Origin of the sequence: Cupriavidus consociatus (genome assembly GCF_017814975.1) — a bacterium.
Taxonomy (GTDB): Bacteria; Pseudomonadota; Gammaproteobacteria; order Burkholderiales; family Burkholderiaceae; genus Cupriavidus; species Cupriavidus consociatus.
On the sequence record NZ_JAGIQA010000022.1, the window covers coordinates 1 to 18,878 of the forward strand.

At 59.6% G+C, this 18,878-nt stretch carries 17 protein-coding genes and 2 pseudogenes; 10 read left to right on the plus strand and 9 right to left on the minus strand.

The window, feature by feature from the left end:
- Positions 1-188 precede the first annotated feature (188 nt).
- The 5 genes from J8I82_RS25865 to J8I82_RS25885 form a co-directional block, all read right to left on the minus strand.
- Complete coding sequence (locus tag J8I82_RS25865) at positions 189-1,193, minus strand: Bug family tripartite tricarboxylate transporter substrate binding protein (RefSeq protein ID WP_209761697.1); 1,005 nt, start codon at positions 1,191-1,193, stop codon at positions 189-191.
- 66 nt (positions 1,194-1,259) lie between these two features.
- Positions 1,260-2,276: an Ldh family oxidoreductase gene (locus J8I82_RS25870; RefSeq protein ID WP_209761698.1), complete on the minus strand. Its 1,017-nt coding sequence runs from the start codon at positions 2,274-2,276 to the stop codon at positions 1,260-1,262.
- Positions 2,273-3,208 (minus strand): hydroxyacid dehydrogenase, encoded by a 936-nt coding sequence (locus tag J8I82_RS25875; RefSeq protein WP_209761797.1) that lies wholly within the window; start codon positions 3,206-3,208, stop codon positions 2,273-2,275. Before J8I82_RS25875 ends, J8I82_RS25870 begins: the two co-directional genes overlap by 4 nt.
- Positions 3,208-4,383 carry a UxaA family hydrolase gene (locus J8I82_RS25880; RefSeq protein ID WP_209761699.1) on the minus strand — a complete coding sequence of 392 codons (1,176 nt, stop codon included), beginning with the start codon at positions 4,381-4,383 and terminating at the stop codon, positions 3,208-3,210. Before J8I82_RS25880 ends, J8I82_RS25875 begins: the two co-directional genes overlap by 1 nt.
- 49 nt (positions 4,384-4,432) lie before the next feature.
- Positions 4,433-4,714 carry a UxaA family hydrolase gene (locus J8I82_RS25885; protein ID WP_209761700.1) on the minus strand — a complete coding sequence of 94 codons (282 nt, stop codon included), beginning with the start codon at positions 4,712-4,714 and terminating at the stop codon, positions 4,433-4,435.
- Positions 4,715-5,129: 415 nt separating this feature from the next.
- Between J8I82_RS25885 and J8I82_RS25890 the strand changes: the two genes are divergently transcribed.
- The 8 genes and pseudogenes from J8I82_RS25890 to J8I82_RS25925 all read left to right on the plus strand — a co-directional run bounded on the left by J8I82_RS25890 (position 5,130) and on the right by J8I82_RS25925 (position 11,818).
- Complete coding sequence (locus J8I82_RS25890) at positions 5,130-5,909, plus strand: SDR family NAD(P)-dependent oxidoreductase (protein ID WP_209761701.1); 780 nt, start codon at positions 5,130-5,132, stop codon at positions 5,907-5,909.
- A 171-nt stretch (positions 5,910-6,080) separates the two neighbouring features.
- A complete protein-coding gene (locus tag J8I82_RS25895) occupies positions 6,081-6,488 on the plus strand; it encodes an OsmC family protein (protein WP_245180126.1) in 408 nt (135 codons plus the stop codon).
- A 131-nt stretch (positions 6,489-6,619) separates the two neighbouring features.
- A complete protein-coding gene (locus J8I82_RS25900) occupies positions 6,620-7,237 on the plus strand; it encodes a TetR/AcrR family transcriptional regulator (protein ID WP_209761702.1) in 618 nt (205 codons plus the stop codon).
- A gap of 489 nt (positions 7,238-7,726) precedes the next feature.
- Positions 7,727-8,584 (plus strand): thiol:disulfide interchange protein DsbG, encoded by an 858-nt coding sequence (dsbG, locus tag J8I82_RS25905; protein WP_209761703.1) that lies wholly within the window; start codon positions 7,727-7,729, stop codon positions 8,582-8,584.
- A gap of 459 nt (positions 8,585-9,043) precedes the next feature.
- Positions 9,044-10,371: pseudogene (gene soxC, locus J8I82_RS39665) on the plus strand (sulfite dehydrogenase).
- Positions 10,358-10,939: a c-type cytochrome gene (locus tag J8I82_RS25915; RefSeq protein WP_209761704.1), complete on the plus strand. Its 582-nt coding sequence runs from the start codon at positions 10,358-10,360 to the stop codon at positions 10,937-10,939. The pseudogene soxC and the gene J8I82_RS25915 overlap by 14 nt, the downstream one beginning before the upstream one ends.
- A gap of 45 nt (positions 10,940-10,984) precedes the next feature.
- A complete protein-coding gene (gene azu / locus J8I82_RS25920; protein WP_209761705.1) occupies positions 10,985-11,434 on the plus strand; it encodes an azurin in 450 nt (149 codons plus the stop codon).
- Positions 11,435-11,485: 51 nt separating this feature from the next.
- Complete coding sequence (locus J8I82_RS25925) at positions 11,486-11,818, plus strand: thioredoxin family protein (protein WP_209761706.1); 333 nt, start codon at positions 11,486-11,488, stop codon at positions 11,816-11,818.
- Between the two features lie 40 nt (positions 11,819-11,858).
- Here J8I82_RS25925 and gorA read toward each other — a convergent pair whose 3' ends face one another.
- From gorA to J8I82_RS25940, 3 genes and pseudogenes are all read right to left on the minus strand, one after another.
- Positions 11,859-13,208, minus strand: a complete 1,350-nt coding sequence (gene gorA, locus J8I82_RS25930) for a glutathione-disulfide reductase (RefSeq protein WP_209761707.1) — start codon at positions 13,206-13,208, stop codon at positions 11,859-11,861.
- 211 nt (positions 13,209-13,419) lie between these two features.
- A pseudogene (locus J8I82_RS25935) lies at positions 13,420-14,357 on the minus strand (alcohol dehydrogenase catalytic domain-containing protein).
- Between the two features lie 255 nt (positions 14,358-14,612).
- Positions 14,613-14,894 (minus strand): hypothetical protein, encoded by a 282-nt coding sequence (locus tag J8I82_RS25940; RefSeq protein WP_209761798.1) that lies wholly within the window; start codon positions 14,892-14,894, stop codon positions 14,613-14,615.
- An 842-nt stretch (positions 14,895-15,736) separates the two neighbouring features.
- Here J8I82_RS25940 and J8I82_RS25945 point away from each other — a divergent pair.
- Positions 15,737-16,420 (plus strand): GntR family transcriptional regulator, encoded by a 684-nt coding sequence (locus J8I82_RS25945; protein WP_209761708.1) that lies wholly within the window; start codon positions 15,737-15,739, stop codon positions 16,418-16,420.
- A 112-nt stretch (positions 16,421-16,532) separates the two neighbouring features.
- Here J8I82_RS25945 and J8I82_RS25950 read toward each other — a convergent pair whose 3' ends face one another.
- Positions 16,533-17,510: a tripartite tricarboxylate transporter substrate binding protein gene (locus tag J8I82_RS25950; RefSeq protein ID WP_209761709.1), complete on the minus strand. Its 978-nt coding sequence runs from the start codon at positions 17,508-17,510 to the stop codon at positions 16,533-16,535.
- 162 nt (positions 17,511-17,672) lie between these two features.
- Between J8I82_RS25950 and J8I82_RS25955 the strand changes: the two genes are divergently transcribed.
- Positions 17,673-18,869 carry a mandelate racemase/muconate lactonizing enzyme family protein gene (locus J8I82_RS25955; protein ID WP_209761710.1) on the plus strand — a complete coding sequence of 399 codons (1,197 nt, stop codon included), beginning with the start codon at positions 17,673-17,675 and terminating at the stop codon, positions 18,867-18,869.
- The last annotated feature ends 9 nt before the right edge of the window (positions 18,870-18,878 follow it).

Genomic DNA, 18,878 nt, shown 5'->3' on the forward strand with positions numbered 1-18,878 from the left:
CTTGGCGGCCTCGGCTCATCCCGCCATGATATCCGAGGCGATTAATTATTCAACCTATTTACGGGATGTTGTACTAGGAATCGGAGTGCATCGCGGCTTCCGGTCGTCGAGCCAATTACCGCTCGCAATGACAGAGAGGGTTCACGCATGGCACTCGCGGCTGCGTGTTGCCCGCCCCAGAGCATGAATTACTCGACCCGAATCTGCTTCTCGTCGATCAGCCGTGACCATCGCGTGACCTCGGCCTTGAAGTACTCGGCAAAGGGTGCGCTCGATGGCGGCGTCGGGGTGAAGCCTGCCGCGACGATGCGCTCCCGCATCTCGTTGGTTTGCAGCGTCCGAGCGAGGGAGGCCGCAACCTTGTCGACGATGGGCCGGGGCGTAGCGGCCGGCATCATCAGGCCGGTCCAGTTCTCCACGATCAGGTCCGGGAATCCCGCTTCGACGACCGTCGGCACGTCCGGAAGCAGCGGATTTCGCTCGCGCGTTGTCACGGCCAACGCACGCAGCTTTCCGCCCTTGACATAGGCCAGGGATTCGGGAAGGTTGGAGAAAACCACGTCGATCTGCCCGCCAATGAGGTCGGTCATCGACGGTGTACCGCCCTTGTAGGGGACATGCGTCAGGCTGGCCCCTGTCTGGCTTTCGAACAGGGCAAGGGTCAGATGCGGGGCGGTGCCATTGCCACTGGAGCCCGCACTCAGCTTGCCCCGGCGCGCAGCCTGAGCCAACTCCTTCATTGATCGGATTGGGGAGTTGGCGGGCACCACCACAGTCATCGGCGATGACGCAATGCGTGCGACCGGCACGAGGTCCTTCTGCAGGTTAAAGGGCAGCTTCGGGAACAGCGTAACGTTCGAGGCATGAGTCAGCGTAACGGCCAGCCACGTGTAGCCATCGGCCGGGGCCTTGGCCACCAGGTCGCCGCCAATGTTTGCGTTGCCCCCAGGCCTGTTGTCGACGACGATGGGCTTCTTCCATTCCTTCGCAAGCTGCTGGCCGACCAGTCTGGCCAGGTTGTCCGTCAGTCCGCCTGCGGCGAACGGCACCACGTAGCGAATGGCCTTGCTGGGAAAATCGGCGGCATTTTGCGGAGCAGGTTGCGCGCCCGCGGATACGGGCAATACGCCAGACAGCGCGAATGACCAGACGGTCATATGCCTGAGCATGGTCCGGACAAAGGGTCGATGCATGGTGTGTCTCCTGTAAGTCTTCGCCGGCCCGTACTTTGCGGGCCGGCTGTTCGTAGTGCGGTGGGTTTAGCGGTCGACCACCTCCCCGGCTAGAGCCCGCAGTTCCGCCAGCAGGGCATCCGGCACATCGATGCCCTTCGCCTCTGCCTCCTCATGGGCCGCATTGCGCCGCTCTCCCGGCAGCCGCGTACCCTCGTCGGCGAGCATCGCCGCGAGCAGCGCTTCCACGCGTTCGCCGTACGTATCGGTTCCGGCAAAGGCCCCCGGATCCAGCACTAGGAACAGTTGCCCAAGACGTGGACGATTGCCGGTATCCTCGAAGAACGAATCCGCCTCGGCTCCGAACTGTGCGCCGGTGAGCGTCGTGACCAACATCTCCACCATCAAGGCCAGCATGGCACCTTTGACGCCGCCGGCCGGCAGCATCGAGCCTCGCAGCGCTGCCTTGGCATCCGTCGTCGGCTGACCGGCCTCATCCAGCGCCCAACCCAGTGGGATCGGTTTATCCTGCTTTGCGGCGATCATGATCTTCCCGCGCGCCACCTCCGATAGCGACAAGTCGATCACCACCGGCGCCGCGCCGCGGCGCGGGAACACGGCCGCGATCGGATTGGTGCCGAAGAGCGGCTTGCGTCCGCCCCAGGCCGGCATCGCCGCAGGCGAGTTCCCCATCGCAACACCCACCATTCCGGCGCGCGCCACCACATCTAGGGACAGTGCGGCAGCGCCGAAGTGGTGGCTGTTCGTCACCAGCCCCACGCCCACGCCGACCTCCTTGGCCCGCCGCATCGCCTCGGCAATGGCCAGGTCGCACGCCGGGAACGCAAAGCCGCATGCGGCGTCAACTAGCACCGTCCCGGCGCGCTGGGCACGCACGACGGGCGTCGCCTGCCCATCGACACGGTCCTCGCGCATATGCCCGATATACATGGGCACGCGCGACACACCATGCGAGGGCAACCCCTGCGCATCGGCGCGCACCAGCGCCGACGCCGTAGCGTCCGCCTGCAGCGCGCTGGCACCCGCCCGCCGCAACGCGTCGTTGGCGAGCTTCTGGAGTTGTTCCAAAGACATTCTGGTCATGCCTGCTCCTCCAGCGCCTGCCGCACCTGCCGGGCGATCAGCATAGAGACGCGAGCGTTGGCCTCGCGGGTTACGCCACCGATATGCGGCGTCAGCAACAGGTTGGGCACCCCTGCCAGCGGCGAACCGGCCGACAGCGGCTCCGCTTCGAAGACATCGAGCGCGGCACCCGCAAGGTGGCCGGCACGCAGGGCATCAGCCAGGGCGCTTTCGTCGACCACCCCGCCGCGCGCGGTATTGATCAGCACCGCGCCGGACTTCATCGCCGCAAGGCGACCCACCTCGATGAGGTGACGCGTGGCTGCCACGAGTGGCACGTGCAAGCTCACCGCATCGGATTGCTCCAGCAACGTTTCGAGCGAGACACACGTGGCGCCCGTGCTCGCCCAGACCGGATCGTCGGGCGACAGCATCGGATCGTAAGCCACCACCTGCATACCGAAGGCCTGTGCAAGTGCCGCCGTCTGCCTGCCAATATCGCCGTAGCCGATTAGGCCCAACGTCTTGCCAAGCGCTTCCCGCCCCTCCGACAGTCGCGCACGCGGCCACGCTCCCGCGGCGACCTGCTCACTGGCGAGATAGGCGCCGCGCAACAGCATCGCAGCCGTGGTTACCACATACTCGGCCACCGAGCGCGCATTTGCGCCTACCGCCGGTATGACCTGGATGCCTCGTTCGCGGCAAGCCCCGACGTCGATGTTGTCCAGCCCCACGCCAAGCCGGCCCACCACGCGCAGTGCGGGTGACCGCTCAAGCAGCGCTGCGTCGACCTGGGTGCGGTTGCGCACGATCAGCGCATCGGCCTCGGGCAGCGCGTCCAGCAATGCGGGGCGTTGGTCCACCCAGCCCGGCTCGTAGCGCACGTCGAAGCCGGGCGTGAGCGCCTGCACCGCGGCTGGGTCCATGAACTCACTGATGCAGATGCGCTTCATCATGCGGACTCGTGGATGCGGGTCAGTACGAACTCACGGTGGCCCAGTGCCTCCGCAGCCGTCCAGCGACCGTTGACCGTGGCGAGCATGCACTCCAGCAGCTTGTCGCCGGTCTGGTCCAGCGTCTGTTCGCGTTGCAGCAGGCCCGAACAGTCGACGTCCATGTGCTCGCTCATGAGACGGACCGTACGCGGGTTCGCGCAGAGCTTGATCACCGGGACGATCGGGTTGCCGATCACGTTGCCCTGGCCGGTCGGGAAGAAGTGCACGACGTAGCCCGCGGCGGCGCACAGCGTGACCATTTCCGCCGCAGCCGACGAAGAATCCATGAACCACAGGCCCGGGTGGGTCGGTTCCTCGGCCTTGTCCAGCACACCATCAACCGTGCACTTCTTGCCGATCTTCTGGATATTGCCCAGCGCCTTCTCTTCGATGGTGGTGAGACCGCCAGCGATATTGCCCTTGGTCGGCTGCGACTCTGACAGGTCCGAAGTCTTCCAGCGGTCGATCATGCCCTGGTAGCGCTCGAACATCGCCATGAACTGGTGGCGCACGTCGTCGTTCGCGCAGCGCGCGGCCACGATATGTTCGCCGCCCGTCAGTTCGGAGGTCTCGCCGAAGACCAGCGTGGTGCCAAGCGGATGCAGCTTGTCGAACGCATTGCCGACCGTCGGATTGGCCCCGCAGCCGGACGTGGTATCGGACTCGCCACACTTGGTCGACACCCACAGGTCGCTGATCGGGCATTCGACACGATGCAGCGCCGTCGCGTACTGCACGAACTCCTTCGCTGCCTTGGAGGCACGCATGATGGTGTCATGGTCACCGTGCCCCTCGATGCCGAAGCCGACCACCGGCTTGCCGGTCTTCGCGATGCCATCGACGACGCGCTTGGTCCAGCCGTCCTCGATACCGATCACCACCACCGCAGCGACGTTGGGATTGCTGCCGGCCCCAATCAGCGTGCGGAAGTGCAGGTCGAGGTCCGGACCAAACTGCAGGCGACCGTACGGGTGCGGGATCGCCATCGTGCCTTTGATGGCAACCGCGACGGCTTCGGCAGCGGCGTTGGACAGGTCGTCCAGCGGCAGGATAACGACATGGTTGCGCACACCCACGCGACCATTGTCGCGGCGGTAGCCCCAGAAGGTGGTGTTTTGATCAATGACGGACATAGCGTTGGCCTCTGAATATGGTGGGGAAGATCAGGTGAATGACGGCGGCTTACCAGCGCTTGGTCTTGATGTTGTGGACGTGGGCATGCTCCCCCGCCTTGATCGGCGCAATCACCTTGCCAATATCGATGCCGTACTTGTAGACGGTCTCGTTGACCGCCATGTCCCGCAGCGCCACCTTATGCCCGATGGGAATCGGCTGCAGCGCAGTCACCGAGATGGTGCGGTCCTCGTCCATGATCCAGGCGTTGAGCTGAGTGCCAGCCTCAATTCCCTCCACCACCGCCACCGCTACGGTGTCCTTGGCGTCGTGCAGTACTACGTGAATCATCGTTTGTCTCCTCGCTGTAGGGTCATCGGTAGACCAAGCAAATTGTTCGTGTCAACCATATCATATATATGAGTTGGTTGAATTTACGAAAGCAACGCCAAGTTCGTTCGAGGAGGCATTCCACACGGCCCGACTCTCCTGCCTTGGCCGGCACGACACTCGTCAAAGGTCCAAGCGGATAAAGACCTTAGAAATAGATAAACAATTTCTGCCCACTTGCGCTCAGCCACTCGTGAGGTAGAATGCCGACCTACCGATAGGTTTGTTTTAACAACAAACCAGTAGGGTCAGTCTTCCGAACACGCCTTCGTAATGTGATCCAAGACTGGTTTTTTACATGGTAGCGGCTTTGTCTGCCGCTTTCTTTTTGAGTCAATACCCTACCTATTAGTAGGTTTGTAATCAGGAGATTGAGATGAGCAACGCATTCGAAGGAAAGAAGCTTCTTGTGGTCGGCGGCACCAGCGGTATGGGACTGGAGGCAGGCCGCATGGTTCTCGAACAAGGCGGCAAGGCCGTTGTTGTGGGCCACCGTGCCGACAAGGCCGAGGAGGCCCGTCAAGCCTTGGCCGCGCTAGGTGAGGTTCAGGCCCTGACCGCCGACCTGAGCAGCGACGCTGGCGTGCAGGCTTTGATCCAGCGGCTGGACGCCGAGCATAAGGACATCGACCTGCTGGTCAACGCCGCGGGCGTATTTCTTCCAAAGTCGTTCCTCGAGCACACGCCCGCCGACTATGACATGTACCTGAACCTGAACCGCGCCACCTTCTTCGTCACGCAAAAGGTCGCCCAAAACATGGTTGCTGCTGGCCGCAAGGGCGCCATCGTGAATATCGGTTCGATGTGGGCCAAGCAAGCCATTCAGGCTACCCCCTCCTCTGCCTACTCCATGGCAAAGGCAGGCCTGCACTCCCTGACCCAGCACTTGGCGATGGAACTGGCCCAATACGGCATCCGCGTCAATGCGGTCTCACCGGCCGTTGTCCAGACGCCGATCTATGAAGGCTTCATCCCGAAGGACCAAGTGCACAGTGCGCTCCAAGGCTTCAACAGCTTCCATCCGATTGGTCGTGTCGGCACGCCGCGCGATGTAGCCGAGGCCATCACTTTCCTGCTTTCGGACAAGGCTGGTTGGGTCACCGGCGCAGTGTGGGATGTAGATGGCGGTGTGATGGCGGGTCGCAACCAAGCCTAACTTTCAACAGGACGATGCGATGAGCACCAAGCAAACCATAAACGGCGTCGACGTGGCCGCAATAGAGGCCATTGCGGCCGCGGTGGGCGCAGATGCCTCCCAAGCCGATGCCGGTTTCGCAGTTCACACTAAGTGGCTGGGGGCACGCGTAGCCGCGGCCAGACCCAAGCCATGAGCCTGGGCGGCAAAACCATTGAGCGCGGTTTCTCGATTGAAGCAGACGAGCCGCCGGGGTTGCTTGGCGGCGACCACGCCGCAAATCCACAGGAGCTGCTTCTGGCAGCGCTGAACGCCTGCATGACCGTGGGCTACGTGGCCAATGCGGCGGCTCGCGGCATCACGCTGGATAGCCTTCAGATCTGCAGCCGTGGTCGCCTGGATCTGCGTGGCTTCCTCGACCTCGATGCCGCCGTGCCCCCCTCATACGAGACGGTGGAAGTGGAGGTACTCGTGCGCTCCAGGGCTGACCCCGCCGCCCTGCATGAACTGCACGCTCATGTGCTCAAGACATCGCCCAATTTCAACAATTTCGCTCGCCCTATCGTCATGAAAGCAACACTGCACACGCAGAGCGCCTGATAGGAAAGAGACCTTGTCCACCATAACCGAGGACGCAGACGGGCGGGACCGACCATGGGCCTGGCCCCTCTGCTTAATGACATGAATCTCTACGGTAGAATCCTACCAACAGGTTGGTATCCAAGTAAATCATGAAGCACTTTGCCGAGCTAACTCCCGCCGCCGAACGCATCGTCGATAGCGCCGAAGCGCTGCTGCAACACGTGGGATTTAACGGCTTTTCGTATGAGGACATTGCTCGGCAGGTGGGCATCAAGAAGCCCAGCGTGCACCATCATTTCCCCACCAAGATTGAGTTGGTACTCGTCGTGACGCAACGCTACACGCATCGTTTCCGCGAGCAACTCCTCCATATCGAAGGTGTGCACCCGCATGCGGTTGAACGACTCAAAGCCTATGCTCAACTCTTTGCCGCCACGTTCGCCCAAGACCGCCGGATTTGCATTTGTGGCATGTTAGGTGCTGAGTCCGATGGACTTCCCGAGGAAGTTCGCGCTCAGGTGCGCCGCTTCTTCCGCGTCAACTTGGATTGGCTTGAAACAGTGATTGCCGAAGGCCAGGCGAGTGGCGAACTGATCGAAACGCCGCCGGCCGCCAGTCTCGCCGCGTTGTGGCTGTCTGCGTTGGAAGGGGCAATGTTGGTAGGCCGCGGCTGGACGGAGGCCCACGGCCCTGCCGCGGTAGCTCAAGCGCTATTGCAGAGCTGGACGGAGCCGCCAACTTTCAAGTCCCGCAGTTCGCTCCACTGACGACAGAAGTTTCGGCACCAGCGGCATTCCTGCCCTGCCCGCTACAGTGATGTTATCCGGCCAACTAGCTGGCGCCCAGTCTCAAGGATAGCCCGACCAACGGGGTCCGCGAACCTTGACACTGCTCGACGCGGTAATTGACGCGGTCAACAAGCATCTTCAGTATTCGCTGCGCCCTCGATCTGCGGCGTTCCTAGATCCGGCTCCGCTGCGACGTGCGCGAATCGCAAGCATCCGCTCTCCCCTTACGCCGACAGCATATCCGCTCCCAGGCAGCGCCACAGCCGCGCTGCGGAGCACTCGTGCGTGTCTCACGAATATTGATTGATACGCCGACTGCACGAAGTTTTTCTATGGGTTCTGAATAGCAAAACTTCCTTGCTTCTATTTCTGTTCAATTCATCATGATCGCCTGATGCGGAGCCGTCGCGGCCAACATGGAACGGCGACCCTCCCTCCCTTTGCCTCCGATACAACAACAGTGCGTTTATGTCGAATACGAACGTGAGATCAGGCACTTTGGCCCGTGTAGCGCAGATTTCTATTGCAGCCGTGGCTTTGGCAATATGTCTCCCACCGGCCTACAGCGCCGCCGCTGGGCGATCCGACTATCCCGAGGCTATAGAAGCTGCGCTCAAGAGCGGCGTGAAGGTCATCAAGACCTTTCCGGCAGTATCCGGTCTGACCGGATGGGCGCTGGAAAAGGACGGCCAGCAATCCATTGTCTACACAACGAGCGACAACCAGACATTGCTGGTCGGCAATTTGGTTGGAGAAGGTGGCGAGAATATTTCTGCTCGCTACGAGCAGCAATTTCTTCCCAAACCTGACTTCTCCAGCACCTTCGCCGAAGTCGAGAAATCCTCATATGTCGTAGAGGGTACGGTCAAGGCCCCGAAGCGGATCCTCTATGTATTCACAGATGCGGAATGCCCGTACTGCCACCTCGCATGGAAGGCGCTGCAGCCCTATGAAGCGGCAGGTCTCCAGGTTCGCTGGGTATTGGTTGCTGTGATCAAGCCGTCAAGCTTGCCGAAGGCGATAGAGATTCTAGCGGCCGACGACAGGACAGGTACGTTCCGCGCGCTCGAGCAAAGTCAAGGGAAGCCGTGGAGACCGTCTCACGGTATCGACGACCGGACGCGGCAGTCGATCGTCGCCAACCTTCAAAGGAACCAGGCCCTTATGGAGCGCTTGCAGTTTGGCGGCACGCCGGGCTTCGTGTGGAAGGACGAGAAAGGTGAAATCAGACGTCAACCCGGACTTCCGCGCCTGGCTGAACTGCCGTCCATCACGGGTCTGCCAAAACAGCAACACAATGACCCAGAGCTGACGCGCCTGCAATAGCAGAAAGCAACGGGGACTTTTTCGAGCGTTGGCCCAACACACCTCGGGCCAAAACTTACACGGCAGCTTCCCCTTAGAAGCAGATACGAAAGCCGGCCATTGGCGTCGTCGGCGAATGTCGCTGCGCAGGCTATCCGTTGAGCCGACCCCGGGCACAACCGCCCCTGGTCCGCCGACGCTGAGGGTTACGTCACAGCACGATGTTCGGACTCGGCAAGCGGCGGACCGTACACCGCCATATATGACGCGATTCAGCGCAAGAAGGCCCGGCCGTCCTTTTACCGTTCGCTCTTATTAAACCATAAAGTTTTTCTATTCAACCGCATACAAAATCTTTCTTGGGCTGAAAGGCTGCAAGGCCTCAGACTATTGATTAGCGCTCGCGATTATCTATCCAGGGACCGGCGCCGAAACTACCGTCTTGAAAGACCGGCGGTGGATTGACGAAAAGGAGGGACAATGGCAACACAAGACGACCAATCTAAGCCACTCCGTGGCGACGTGGGAAATGGTGAAAACAGCCGTCGTAGATTTCTGACAAAGGGCACTGTCGTTGCAACCTCGCTAGCGACGATGGGGTTAGCCGAACGGGCGTTGGCACAAACGACCGCAGCCAGCGAAGCGGCTGTCGCCTCGCCAAAATCTAAGAACCTTCCGCCTAACGTACCGGAATGGGAGAAGGCGCTTGGCTCGCCCACCGCCTCGCCGTATGGCACACCGTCGAAGTTCGAAGCCGATGTGATCCGGAAACTGTACCCCGGCTTGACCGAACCCATGTCGGCCTTCAGCACCAGTCCGTTGCAGGACCTCGACGGCATTATCACGCCCAACGGCTTGTTCTATGAAAGGCACCATGCAGGTGTGCCCCAGATCGATCCAGCCCAGCATCGATTGATGATTCACGGCCTGGTGAAACGGCCACTGATCTTCCAAGTCGACGAACTTAGGCAGCTTCCTTCCGAATCCCACATCTATTTCCTTGAGTGCTCGGGAAATCCGAACTTCCGCCCCCCCTACGGAAAAACTGCAGCCGACGTCGCGGGACTGGTTAGCTGTGCGGAATGGACGGGTGTTCCCCTGAAGGCACTGCTCAAGCAGGCAGGCGTAGAAACGGCGGCCAAATGGGTTATTGCTGAAGGCGCGGACGGCGCTTCGATGACTCGGAGCATCCCCCTCCAGAAGTGCCTGGATGACGTGCTGGTGGTCTACAGCCAGAACGGTGAACGGCTTCGCCCTGAGCAGGGTTACCCGCTACGGCTCATTGTCCCCGGCTTCGAAGGAAACATGAACGTAAAGTGGCTGCGCCGCCTTCACGTTACGGACAAGCCAGTCCACTCGCGGGAGGAGACAGGCAGGTACACCGATCTGATGCCCGACGGCCGTTCACGCGAGTTCACGTTCATGAGGAATGCAAATCGCTCATTACTAGCCCTTCCGGCACACAGCGCCTCACCCCCAAAGGCATGCACGAAATTCGGGGCATCGCCTGGAGCGGCCGTGGAAAGATCAAAGCGGTGGACATTTCGATCGACGGCGGCGATACGTGGCGGCCCGCCACGCTCCAGCAGCCGGTGCTCAACAAGGCTCTGACAGCATTTCGCGCACCCTTCGAGTGGCATGGTGAAGAGCGGGTCATCATGAGTCGAGCCGTCGACGAGACGGGCTATGTGCAACCAACCTTCGAGCAATTGGTTGCGGTGCGCGGACGAAACTCGCAGTACCACAACAATGGGATCCAACCATGGCGAATCGACACGAGCGGGGAGGTCACCAATGCGCGCAAGTAGATACTATGTAACCGTGGCCTGCCTAAGTGCCGCCTTTGCCCTGCCCCCGGCGTATGCGGAGCTCGGCCGCACGGCTACGCCAGAAGAGATTTCCGGGTGGAACATTGATATTTCCCCCTCTGGCATCGGCCTGCCTAAAACCCACGGGACCGTAGCCGAGGGCGAGAAGATCTATCAGAACGCCTGCATGTCGTGCCATGGCGTCAATCTCGAAGGAGGACTGGGCCCGGCACTGGTCGGCGGCAAGGATACTCTTGCTTCGAGTAAGCCCTTGAAGACCGTGGGCAGCTATTGGCCATACGCCACGACGCTGTTCGACTACATTCGTCGCGCGATGCCGTTTCAGGCGCCGCAAACGCTATCTAACGAGGACGTTTATAGCGTGACCGGCTTCATCCTCCACAAGAATGGATTGATGCCGGCAACTGCGACGGTCGATGGCACAACACTGACCAATTTGTCGATGCCCAACCGTAACTCGTTCTATGTCGACGACCGGCCGGATGTGAAGAACGAGCGTTGCATGAAAAACTGTCTGAGGACGACTGCGTCGAAAGCCACGAAGTAGCACCCTGCAGTTCTTACAACTCGCTAACTCTCTATAGGCAAACGGATGCGTATTGCAAACGCCCTGGTCATTGTTGCTTTCGCCGCCCTCACGGGACAGGCGCACGCCGCAGAATGTTCCACATCAATATCCGGCAGCGATCAAATGCAGTTCGACAAAAAGGAACTTGTCATTCCGAAGGGTTGCTCATCGTACTCGGTGACGTTGACGCACACTGGAAAGTTGGCCCGCAATGTGATGGGTCACAATTGGGTGCTTTCCTCAAGTGCGGATATGCAGGGAATCGTCACCGACGGAATGGCGGCGGGTCCTGACAAGGACTACCTCAAACCCGGCGACCAACGGATTCTTGGTGCTACCAAGCTGATTGGAGGAGGACAAAGCGATGCGGTCAAGTTGGACACGACCAGATTAAAGGCCGGTCAGGACTACAGCTACTATTGCACGTTCCCCGGTCATTCCTCACTGATGAAGGGCAAGCTCACAGTTCAGTGAGGACAGAGGGCATCGGGCACTCGCCAGATGCCCTTTGCGCATCCAACGTCAATGGCCGCTAAGCTCATCGCACTGACCGTCGACAATCTTCCACGCCTGGTCACACCGAGCCAAGGCGCTCTCGTCGTCATGTTCTCCGCGTCCTGGTGTCTGCCGTGCAGGAAGATGACACCTGTCTTCCTGCAACTTGTCGATGCCTTACCCGATCTGGCCCTTTACGGCGCCGTGGATATGGCCGTGTCGCCGACCATCGCTCAGCGCTGCGGTATCCGCGCAGTGCCGTCCATTGAGGTCTTTCGAAAAGATGTGCTTGCGACAGTCATTGCTGGCCAGGTTTCCCTGGATGACCTCAAAGCTCGCGTGCTCCAAGCCATCGCAAACTAGCCTTCACGCATGCCATCGACCTGGGCGGATCCATTCTCCGCTATCTCATGGTCACAAATTCCTCCGCTGCCGTCGGATGAATCGCTACCGTGTTGTCAAAGTCCTGCTTAGTAGCGCCCATCTTCAGCGCCACCGCAAAGCCTTGCAGCATTTCGTCCATCCCCAATCCAATGCCGTGGATGCCGACGATCGCTTCGTCGGGACCCGCGCACACGAGCTTGAAACGGGCGGGTTGCGGGCGGTGCGTCACTGCCGAGTACATGGGCGTGAATCCGGATTTGTACACCTTTACGGCAGCGTCGCCAAAATGCGCTCTCGCTTCCGGTTCGGTCATGCCTACCGTGCCGATGGGGGGGTGGCTGAACACCACGGTGGGGATGTACCTGTAGCTGAGATGCTCATCGGGCTTGCCATTGAATAGGCGCTCCGACAGGCGTCGTCCGGCGCCCACTGCCACGGGCGTCAGCTCCACCAGTCCGGTGATGTCACCCACCGCATAGATACCACGCACGCTTGTGTTCTGATACCTGTCGACCGCCACATAACCGCTGTCATCCACGACAACGCCTGCCGCCTGCAAGCCTAGATCCGCCGTGTAAGGCTCGCGGCCTATCGCCCAGACAATGCAGTCCACCGTGTGGCTTTCGCCATTCTCAAGTCGGAGCATCAGACTGCCATCCGCATTCTTCTGTACGGATTCCGCAACGGCGTGAGTATGCAGAGCGGGTCCCTCCGCTTTCATCACCTCCACCAAGGTCTCACTCAGCAGGGGATCCAGATGGCGCAGCGGCGCGTGCTTGCGCACAAAGAGGTGCGTTTCGGAACCCAATGCGTTGAGCACCCCAGCGATTTCAACCGCGATATAGCCTCCCCCGACCACGGCCGTGCGCCTGGGCATTTCGGGCAAGGCGAAGAATCCATCCGAATCGATCCCAAACTCTGCTCCTGGGATGTTCGGACGAGCGGGACGGCATCCAACGGCAATGAGGATGTGGTCGGCCGTGAGCCGCTCATGACCGACCTCAATGGTCCTCGCGTCCACGAATCGGCCGTAACCGCCGATGACGTCGACCTGGTTTCTATCCAGTCCCGTCTCGTAGGAGGTATGGATGCGCTGAATATAGGCGCTCCGATTCCTTACCAGAGCGGCCCAGTCAAAGTGGTTCACCATGGCATCAAACCCATAGTCGGGTCCATAGTGACGGATGGCCTCTGCAATCTGGGCGGCATGCCACATGATCTTTTTAGGAACGCAGCCGACGTTGACGCAGGTGCCGCCAATCTGCTCCGCCTCAATCAGCGCGCATTTTTTTCCGTGCATGGCCGCCCGGTTCACAGAGGCGATGCCACCGCTGCCCCCTCCAATTACGATGTAGTCGTAGTGCTTCATTGTTGATTGCCATCCCTCTCAAGATTCGGCATTTCCGTCGTCCGGCCGACAATGTGCCTAACGCCGGCCATTCAATCGCGGCCCGCCGCGCCTGACTGTTATCGCTTCACCCGGCATGGGAATGCCGAGGTACGCACGTAGGACCGCCAAGACCACACCACAGGTTGTGGCGCTCATGGCAGAACCCGTTGTCAGTACTGTCTCTTCATGGTCAAAACCTTACGAAAAACTTCACATCACCAGACTTCATCCTGCGATACGCATCGTTGGCCTTCTCCAACGGCAAAGTCTCGATCATCGACCTCACGCCGGCAAGGACACTGAAGCCCAGCGTCTTCTCGTTCTCGTACGGCGAGCCCGTGATCGCCCCAAGCACGCGTCGCTCCCCGACAACCAGATGACCCGTCGAAAGCGGCAACCGTTCTTTCCCGGCCCCTAGCAGAAGCAGGCGTCCCCGGGGAGCCAAACCGTCCATGATCTTTGACACGGCGTCGGCTTGCCCAATCTCGCTTCAGCATGGCAGCGGCATCCTCTTGGTTTGCGTCAATGTAGATGTGCGCACCCAGTGCACTACCCCTCCCGACCGCAACGACGTTGAACCCCATGCGGCGCGCGTACTGCAACGCCATGTGTCAAGGCCGCCGACGCCCAGGATCACCACGATATCGCCAGCTTGGGCGCCGCACTTCTTGAGCGCATTGAAGGTCACGATACCGGCGCACAGTATCGGCGCCGCTTCTTCGGCGTTGAGTTCGTCCGGGATTGACACCAGTCCGGTGCTGCTGGCCAGAATCATCTCGGCATAGCCGCCGTCATACGTAGCACCAACAAACGGTTGATTCTGGCAAAGCTGGAAGTTGCCCTGGCGGCATTGCGTACATTTGCTGCAGTAGCCGCCAAGACGGCCTACACCGACGCGTGTCCCACCTTCCATGTCGAGGCAGTACCGGTGCCTAGAGCGACGATGCGGCCAACGACCTCATGGACCGGTACGCGCGGTGGGCGCACGCTCGGATCGGCTCCTTCGATATCGCTGGCATCCGCGCCGCAGACGCCGCAGGCCTCGACCTCAATCAACGCTTCCCCGACACCCGGCGTCGGCGCCGATCTTTGCACTAACTCAAGAGTGCCGGCTTGGGTAATTTGCATCGCACTTTCATGATCATCACTCTAAATTCGTGGAAGGCATTACGAAGAAATTGCAGCAAAGGCAGATGGCCACGCCGCGATAAGACGCAGTATGGCCAGTTTTCCAGTTGAGTCAGTCGTGCAGCGCTCACCCCAGCTTTACATTAGCCACCGTCAAAGACTATCCTTGCTACGCGTATGTAACGCGACAGTCCGGCTGGATCGATCTGACCGAGGCAAAAGATGCACAGAGCGCGCCGTAGACCCCTGCGACCATCAGACGACCTGATAGATCCTTACTTCCGGAGCCGCGTCCAGTAGCGGCTTCAAGGCATCGACCACGTCAGCGTTGAACAGATCGCTCTCCAGGTAGCCGTGTGCGTTCTGTTCCGTGTCGAAGCCGTGCAGGACCTGAACATCCTCATCGCGAACCAACAGTTCCTTGGATTTGGCGCCAGCGATCGTGTTGAGGAACGGTGCCTTGTAGCGTTCGTATACGCCAATGGCAGCCGGACGGTTGGCAACTGCGATCTTCAGGGTAATTTGCAGATATACCATCATTCTCTCCGAGATATAAAGACTCAAAATACGACAGCGAGTGAAGCGCAAAAGGAGGACGTTGGTCAGCGTATTCATAGCGCCATCAAACCGAACCCGTGGGCTTTACCTAAGAGAAAAGCGATTGAAATGAAAAATAACGTTCCACGCTCGTTTTCGCCCTTAACCTATAGACACCAAGGATGCAATCCACCAGCTTCACTGGAGGTCGTATGGAGTATTATTGGGGCCAATGGAGCGTGCAGCAAATGTGATAATCTTTAGTACATATAAAGAGAATCTTTGCCGCAGCCCCCGCGCGCGGTGGAACTGCATCGCCTATGAAAGCCGCGCAGAAGATCACTTGACGTCCAGACGAGGTAGTGTTGGACATGGCGTCGGAACCTCTGCGCGGCATCGGATCTCACGACTTACTGCCGCTACCACTCTGCACCTCAGGTGCAGAGATCGTGGCAGCCGGCTTTCGGTGAGCGGGCCCGATCAGTGCGTTACGTCCAGAAACCGACCGCTCTTCGACGCCCATAAGCCCACCCACCGCCCCTGCGAGGCGACTGCATATCCCGGCCCATGCTCAACCGCCACACCCCGGGGAGACTTGACGAGATCTATCACACGAAGTACGCCAACCGGCAAACTGGCACCCCTCCTCTGCCAGCAAGCAAAAGTTGCTTGAGCCAGTTTGGGCACCGCTTTCCTAAATCTAGGCAAACCTACGCACTGACCCAGGCGCGCGGTAATCACCCCGGGGCAGAACTTCGCCAAGACACCTCACCAATCACGTACGAGGCATGAACAGGACGCGCAAATCCGTGTTGCTCGGACCTTACTATATAATGTGAGGTATGCAACCCGCCGCCTCCCCACTCAACCACTTCTCACGGCGCTCCACTGCTGAGAGCGCCGCTGATTACATTCGGCAGGCCATTATTTGTGGCGATCTGCCTATGGGGGCATCGCTTTCAGAAGCGGCTATTGCCGAAAAGTTGAACATCAGTCGCACACCCGTGCGTGAGGCCATCAGGCAGCTCGCCATGGAAGGGCTAGTTCAGTTACGACCCTTTGCGGGAGCGAGCGTCTTTCGTGTCAACAGAGCGGAACTACGGCATCTGGCAGCATTTAGGGAGATGTTGGAAGTCACTGCCATTGCGGAGGCCATACGCCTACATAAAGATCCCTTAGTGGCAGCGTTAGATGGCGTCGTAGCTCAAATGCGAGACGCTGTCGAAAGCGAAGCCGCGCACCGTTTTCTGATGCTCGATTCGGAATTTCACGAAACGATCCTGAAGTTCGCTGACAACCCCTTGCTTTGTGAAGCGTATCAGCTCGTTGCCTCCAGATTCAAGGCTCTTCGCACTTTCATAGCCAGCGATCCCGGGAAGCTCACACGCAGTCTTGCGAGCCACGCAGAGCTGGTTACGCTAATAGCAAGCGGGGACTTGGCACTTGCGCAAGCTGCATTGGTCGCGCATATGCGAAATTGGGAAAAGAACTTTGCCGCGGATTCTGCGCTGCACCTTGGAGATTAACTTTTCAAGGCGCAATGCTATTCGCGGTTTAACTGTCGCCGCAGCTATTAGACTGTATTGAGGCCCGATGACTGCGACGACTACGAGGCACGCTGCGTGATGGGGCGATTGGTTACTTGAGGTCTGCTCGCAGCAGGCCTAGTCGCACAAGCAGGAGCTTGTCCTCTTTCTGAGCGCGCGCAAGATCCTGGGTCCACTCTTTGGATCCCATATAAGCAGGAACCATCAGGACATCGTCCATCACACGCTGAACCTCAGGGTCAGCCAATGCGGCGCGGAACGCATCATGCAGCTTTGCTGCAATCTTGGGGTCCATTCCCTTTGGGCCAGCGATTCCAATAGGTGATTGAACGACCAATGGATAGCCTAGCTCTTTCAATGTAGGTACGTCAGGCCAACGGGGAGAGCGCTTTTCCGTGAATATCGCAAGCAGCCGCGCCTTTCCACTTTCAATCAAAGGCCTGAAGCCGGAACCATCGACCTGTAGGTCCGTCTGGCCGCCGAGTAGTGCGATGGTGCTTTCCGGAGTGCTCTTGAACGGCACGTGCAGCAGGTTAATACCAGCGAGCCCCGTGATCTGCTCCATACCGAGGTGGGGGTTACTATAAAGGCCCGGCGACGCGTAAGTGACCTTGCCTGGGTTCTTCTTTGCGTATTCGACGACATCGCCCCATGACTTATATGGGGACTGTGCGGTCGTCAGCACGCCAAAAGTAATCCCCATCAAGCGGACGATGTACGTAAAGTCCTTCTCCGGATCATACGCTGTCTTCTGAATGAGAGGCATGCGGAACTGGGCGGTCCCGATCTGCGCGATGGTGTATCCGTCCGGCTTTGCTGTCGCGGCCATCGACGCAGGGCCCAGCGTCCCCGCGACCCCTGGCCTATTGTCGATCAAGATTGGCTGCCCAAGCCTCTTACTAGCGCCCTGCGCAACTGCACGCATCGCTGCATCAATGGGGCCGCCAGCCTGCCACGGAACGATGAACGTAATCGGTCTGCTCGGATACTCATCGGCATGACCCAGCGTCGGGGCAAGGAACAGGGCTGCAACCACGGTCAAAGCACGAAATTCACCATAACGCTTCATGGAGTGTCTCCTGGGATGGTCCGTGAAACATCGCGCTGTTACATTCGGTACGCAATGGACAATGCACTATACACTGCACACAATGCTCGGTACACTTCTTATAGCGCGCGCAATGTGTTCGGCACGACCCCGGCATCCTTGACGGGACAAAGGAGCAAGCCCATGAAAGTCACTGAAATCGAGGTGTTGGATACGGATTTGTCAGGCCGCGATGGCATGCAGTCGTGGCGCATCGTGTTGGCCAGAGTCCATACGGATGAGGGAATCACCGGGCTTGGCGAAGCCGCAATGGCTTATGGCACCGGAGCTCCCGCTGTTGGCCCCATGATCCTTTCGCTCGGCGAGCGGTTTGTGCTGGGCGCTGATCCCTTCCATACGGACTCGATCTGGGAAACCATGCTGCGGCGCTCGTTGTGGGCCGAAGCTGGGGGCTCGGTTATTTTTGCAGCGATGAGTGCCATCGAAACCGCTCTGTGGGATATCAAAGGCCGCGCGCTGGGACAGCCCGTCCATCGGCTACTTGGCAGTGCGACACCCGCTCCGCTGCGCTGCTATGCCAGCCAGCTCGACCTAGGTTGGGGCGAGAACGGTAGAAGTCTGGGATCTGCAGAGCAGTACCTGGACGTCGCGACCCGAGTACGAGCCGCGGGATACGACTGTGTGAAGGTCAATCCGATCAAATCCGACGAGGAAGGCAAACGGGCGACAGGGCGTCACGGCCTGTTCACGCCGAAGCAACGCGACTTCATCCGCAAACGCATGGAAGCGGTTCGCGAAGGACTTGGATCCGGCGCTGACATCATTGTTGAACTCAATTCCATGACGTCCACGGCTGCCGCACTTCAGGTCGCCGAACTGGTCCAGGATCTAGGTGTCATCTTCATCGAGGAGCCGACGCATCCGACCAGTGATCACGCGCATCTGAAAATGTCGCGCCGGTCGCCAGTTCCACTCGCGACCGGCGAGCGCCTTTACACGCGCTGGGGCTTCCTGCCCTACCTTGAGGCCGGTGCTGTCGACATGATTCAGCCGGACGTTTGCATTACGGGTGGGATCGGCGAGGCCTATCGCATTGCTCATCTAGCGCATACCTTTGATGTTGGCGTACAGGCGCACGTGTGCGGATCTCCACTTGCCACAGCCATTGCCCTGCAATTTGAGGCGTCGATTCCGAACTTTGTCATCCACGAACACCACGCAATGGCGCTTCGTCCAGCGAACCGCGAATTGTTCGAGGAAGAATTGCAACCCACTGCAGGCAAGTTCGAAGTTCCTACGAAGCCGGGCTTCGGAATGACATTGCGCCGCGAAGCCGAAGCTGCCATGAGCAAGGTCAGCGTCAAGCTGAGCGACAAATAAGGAGAGTTG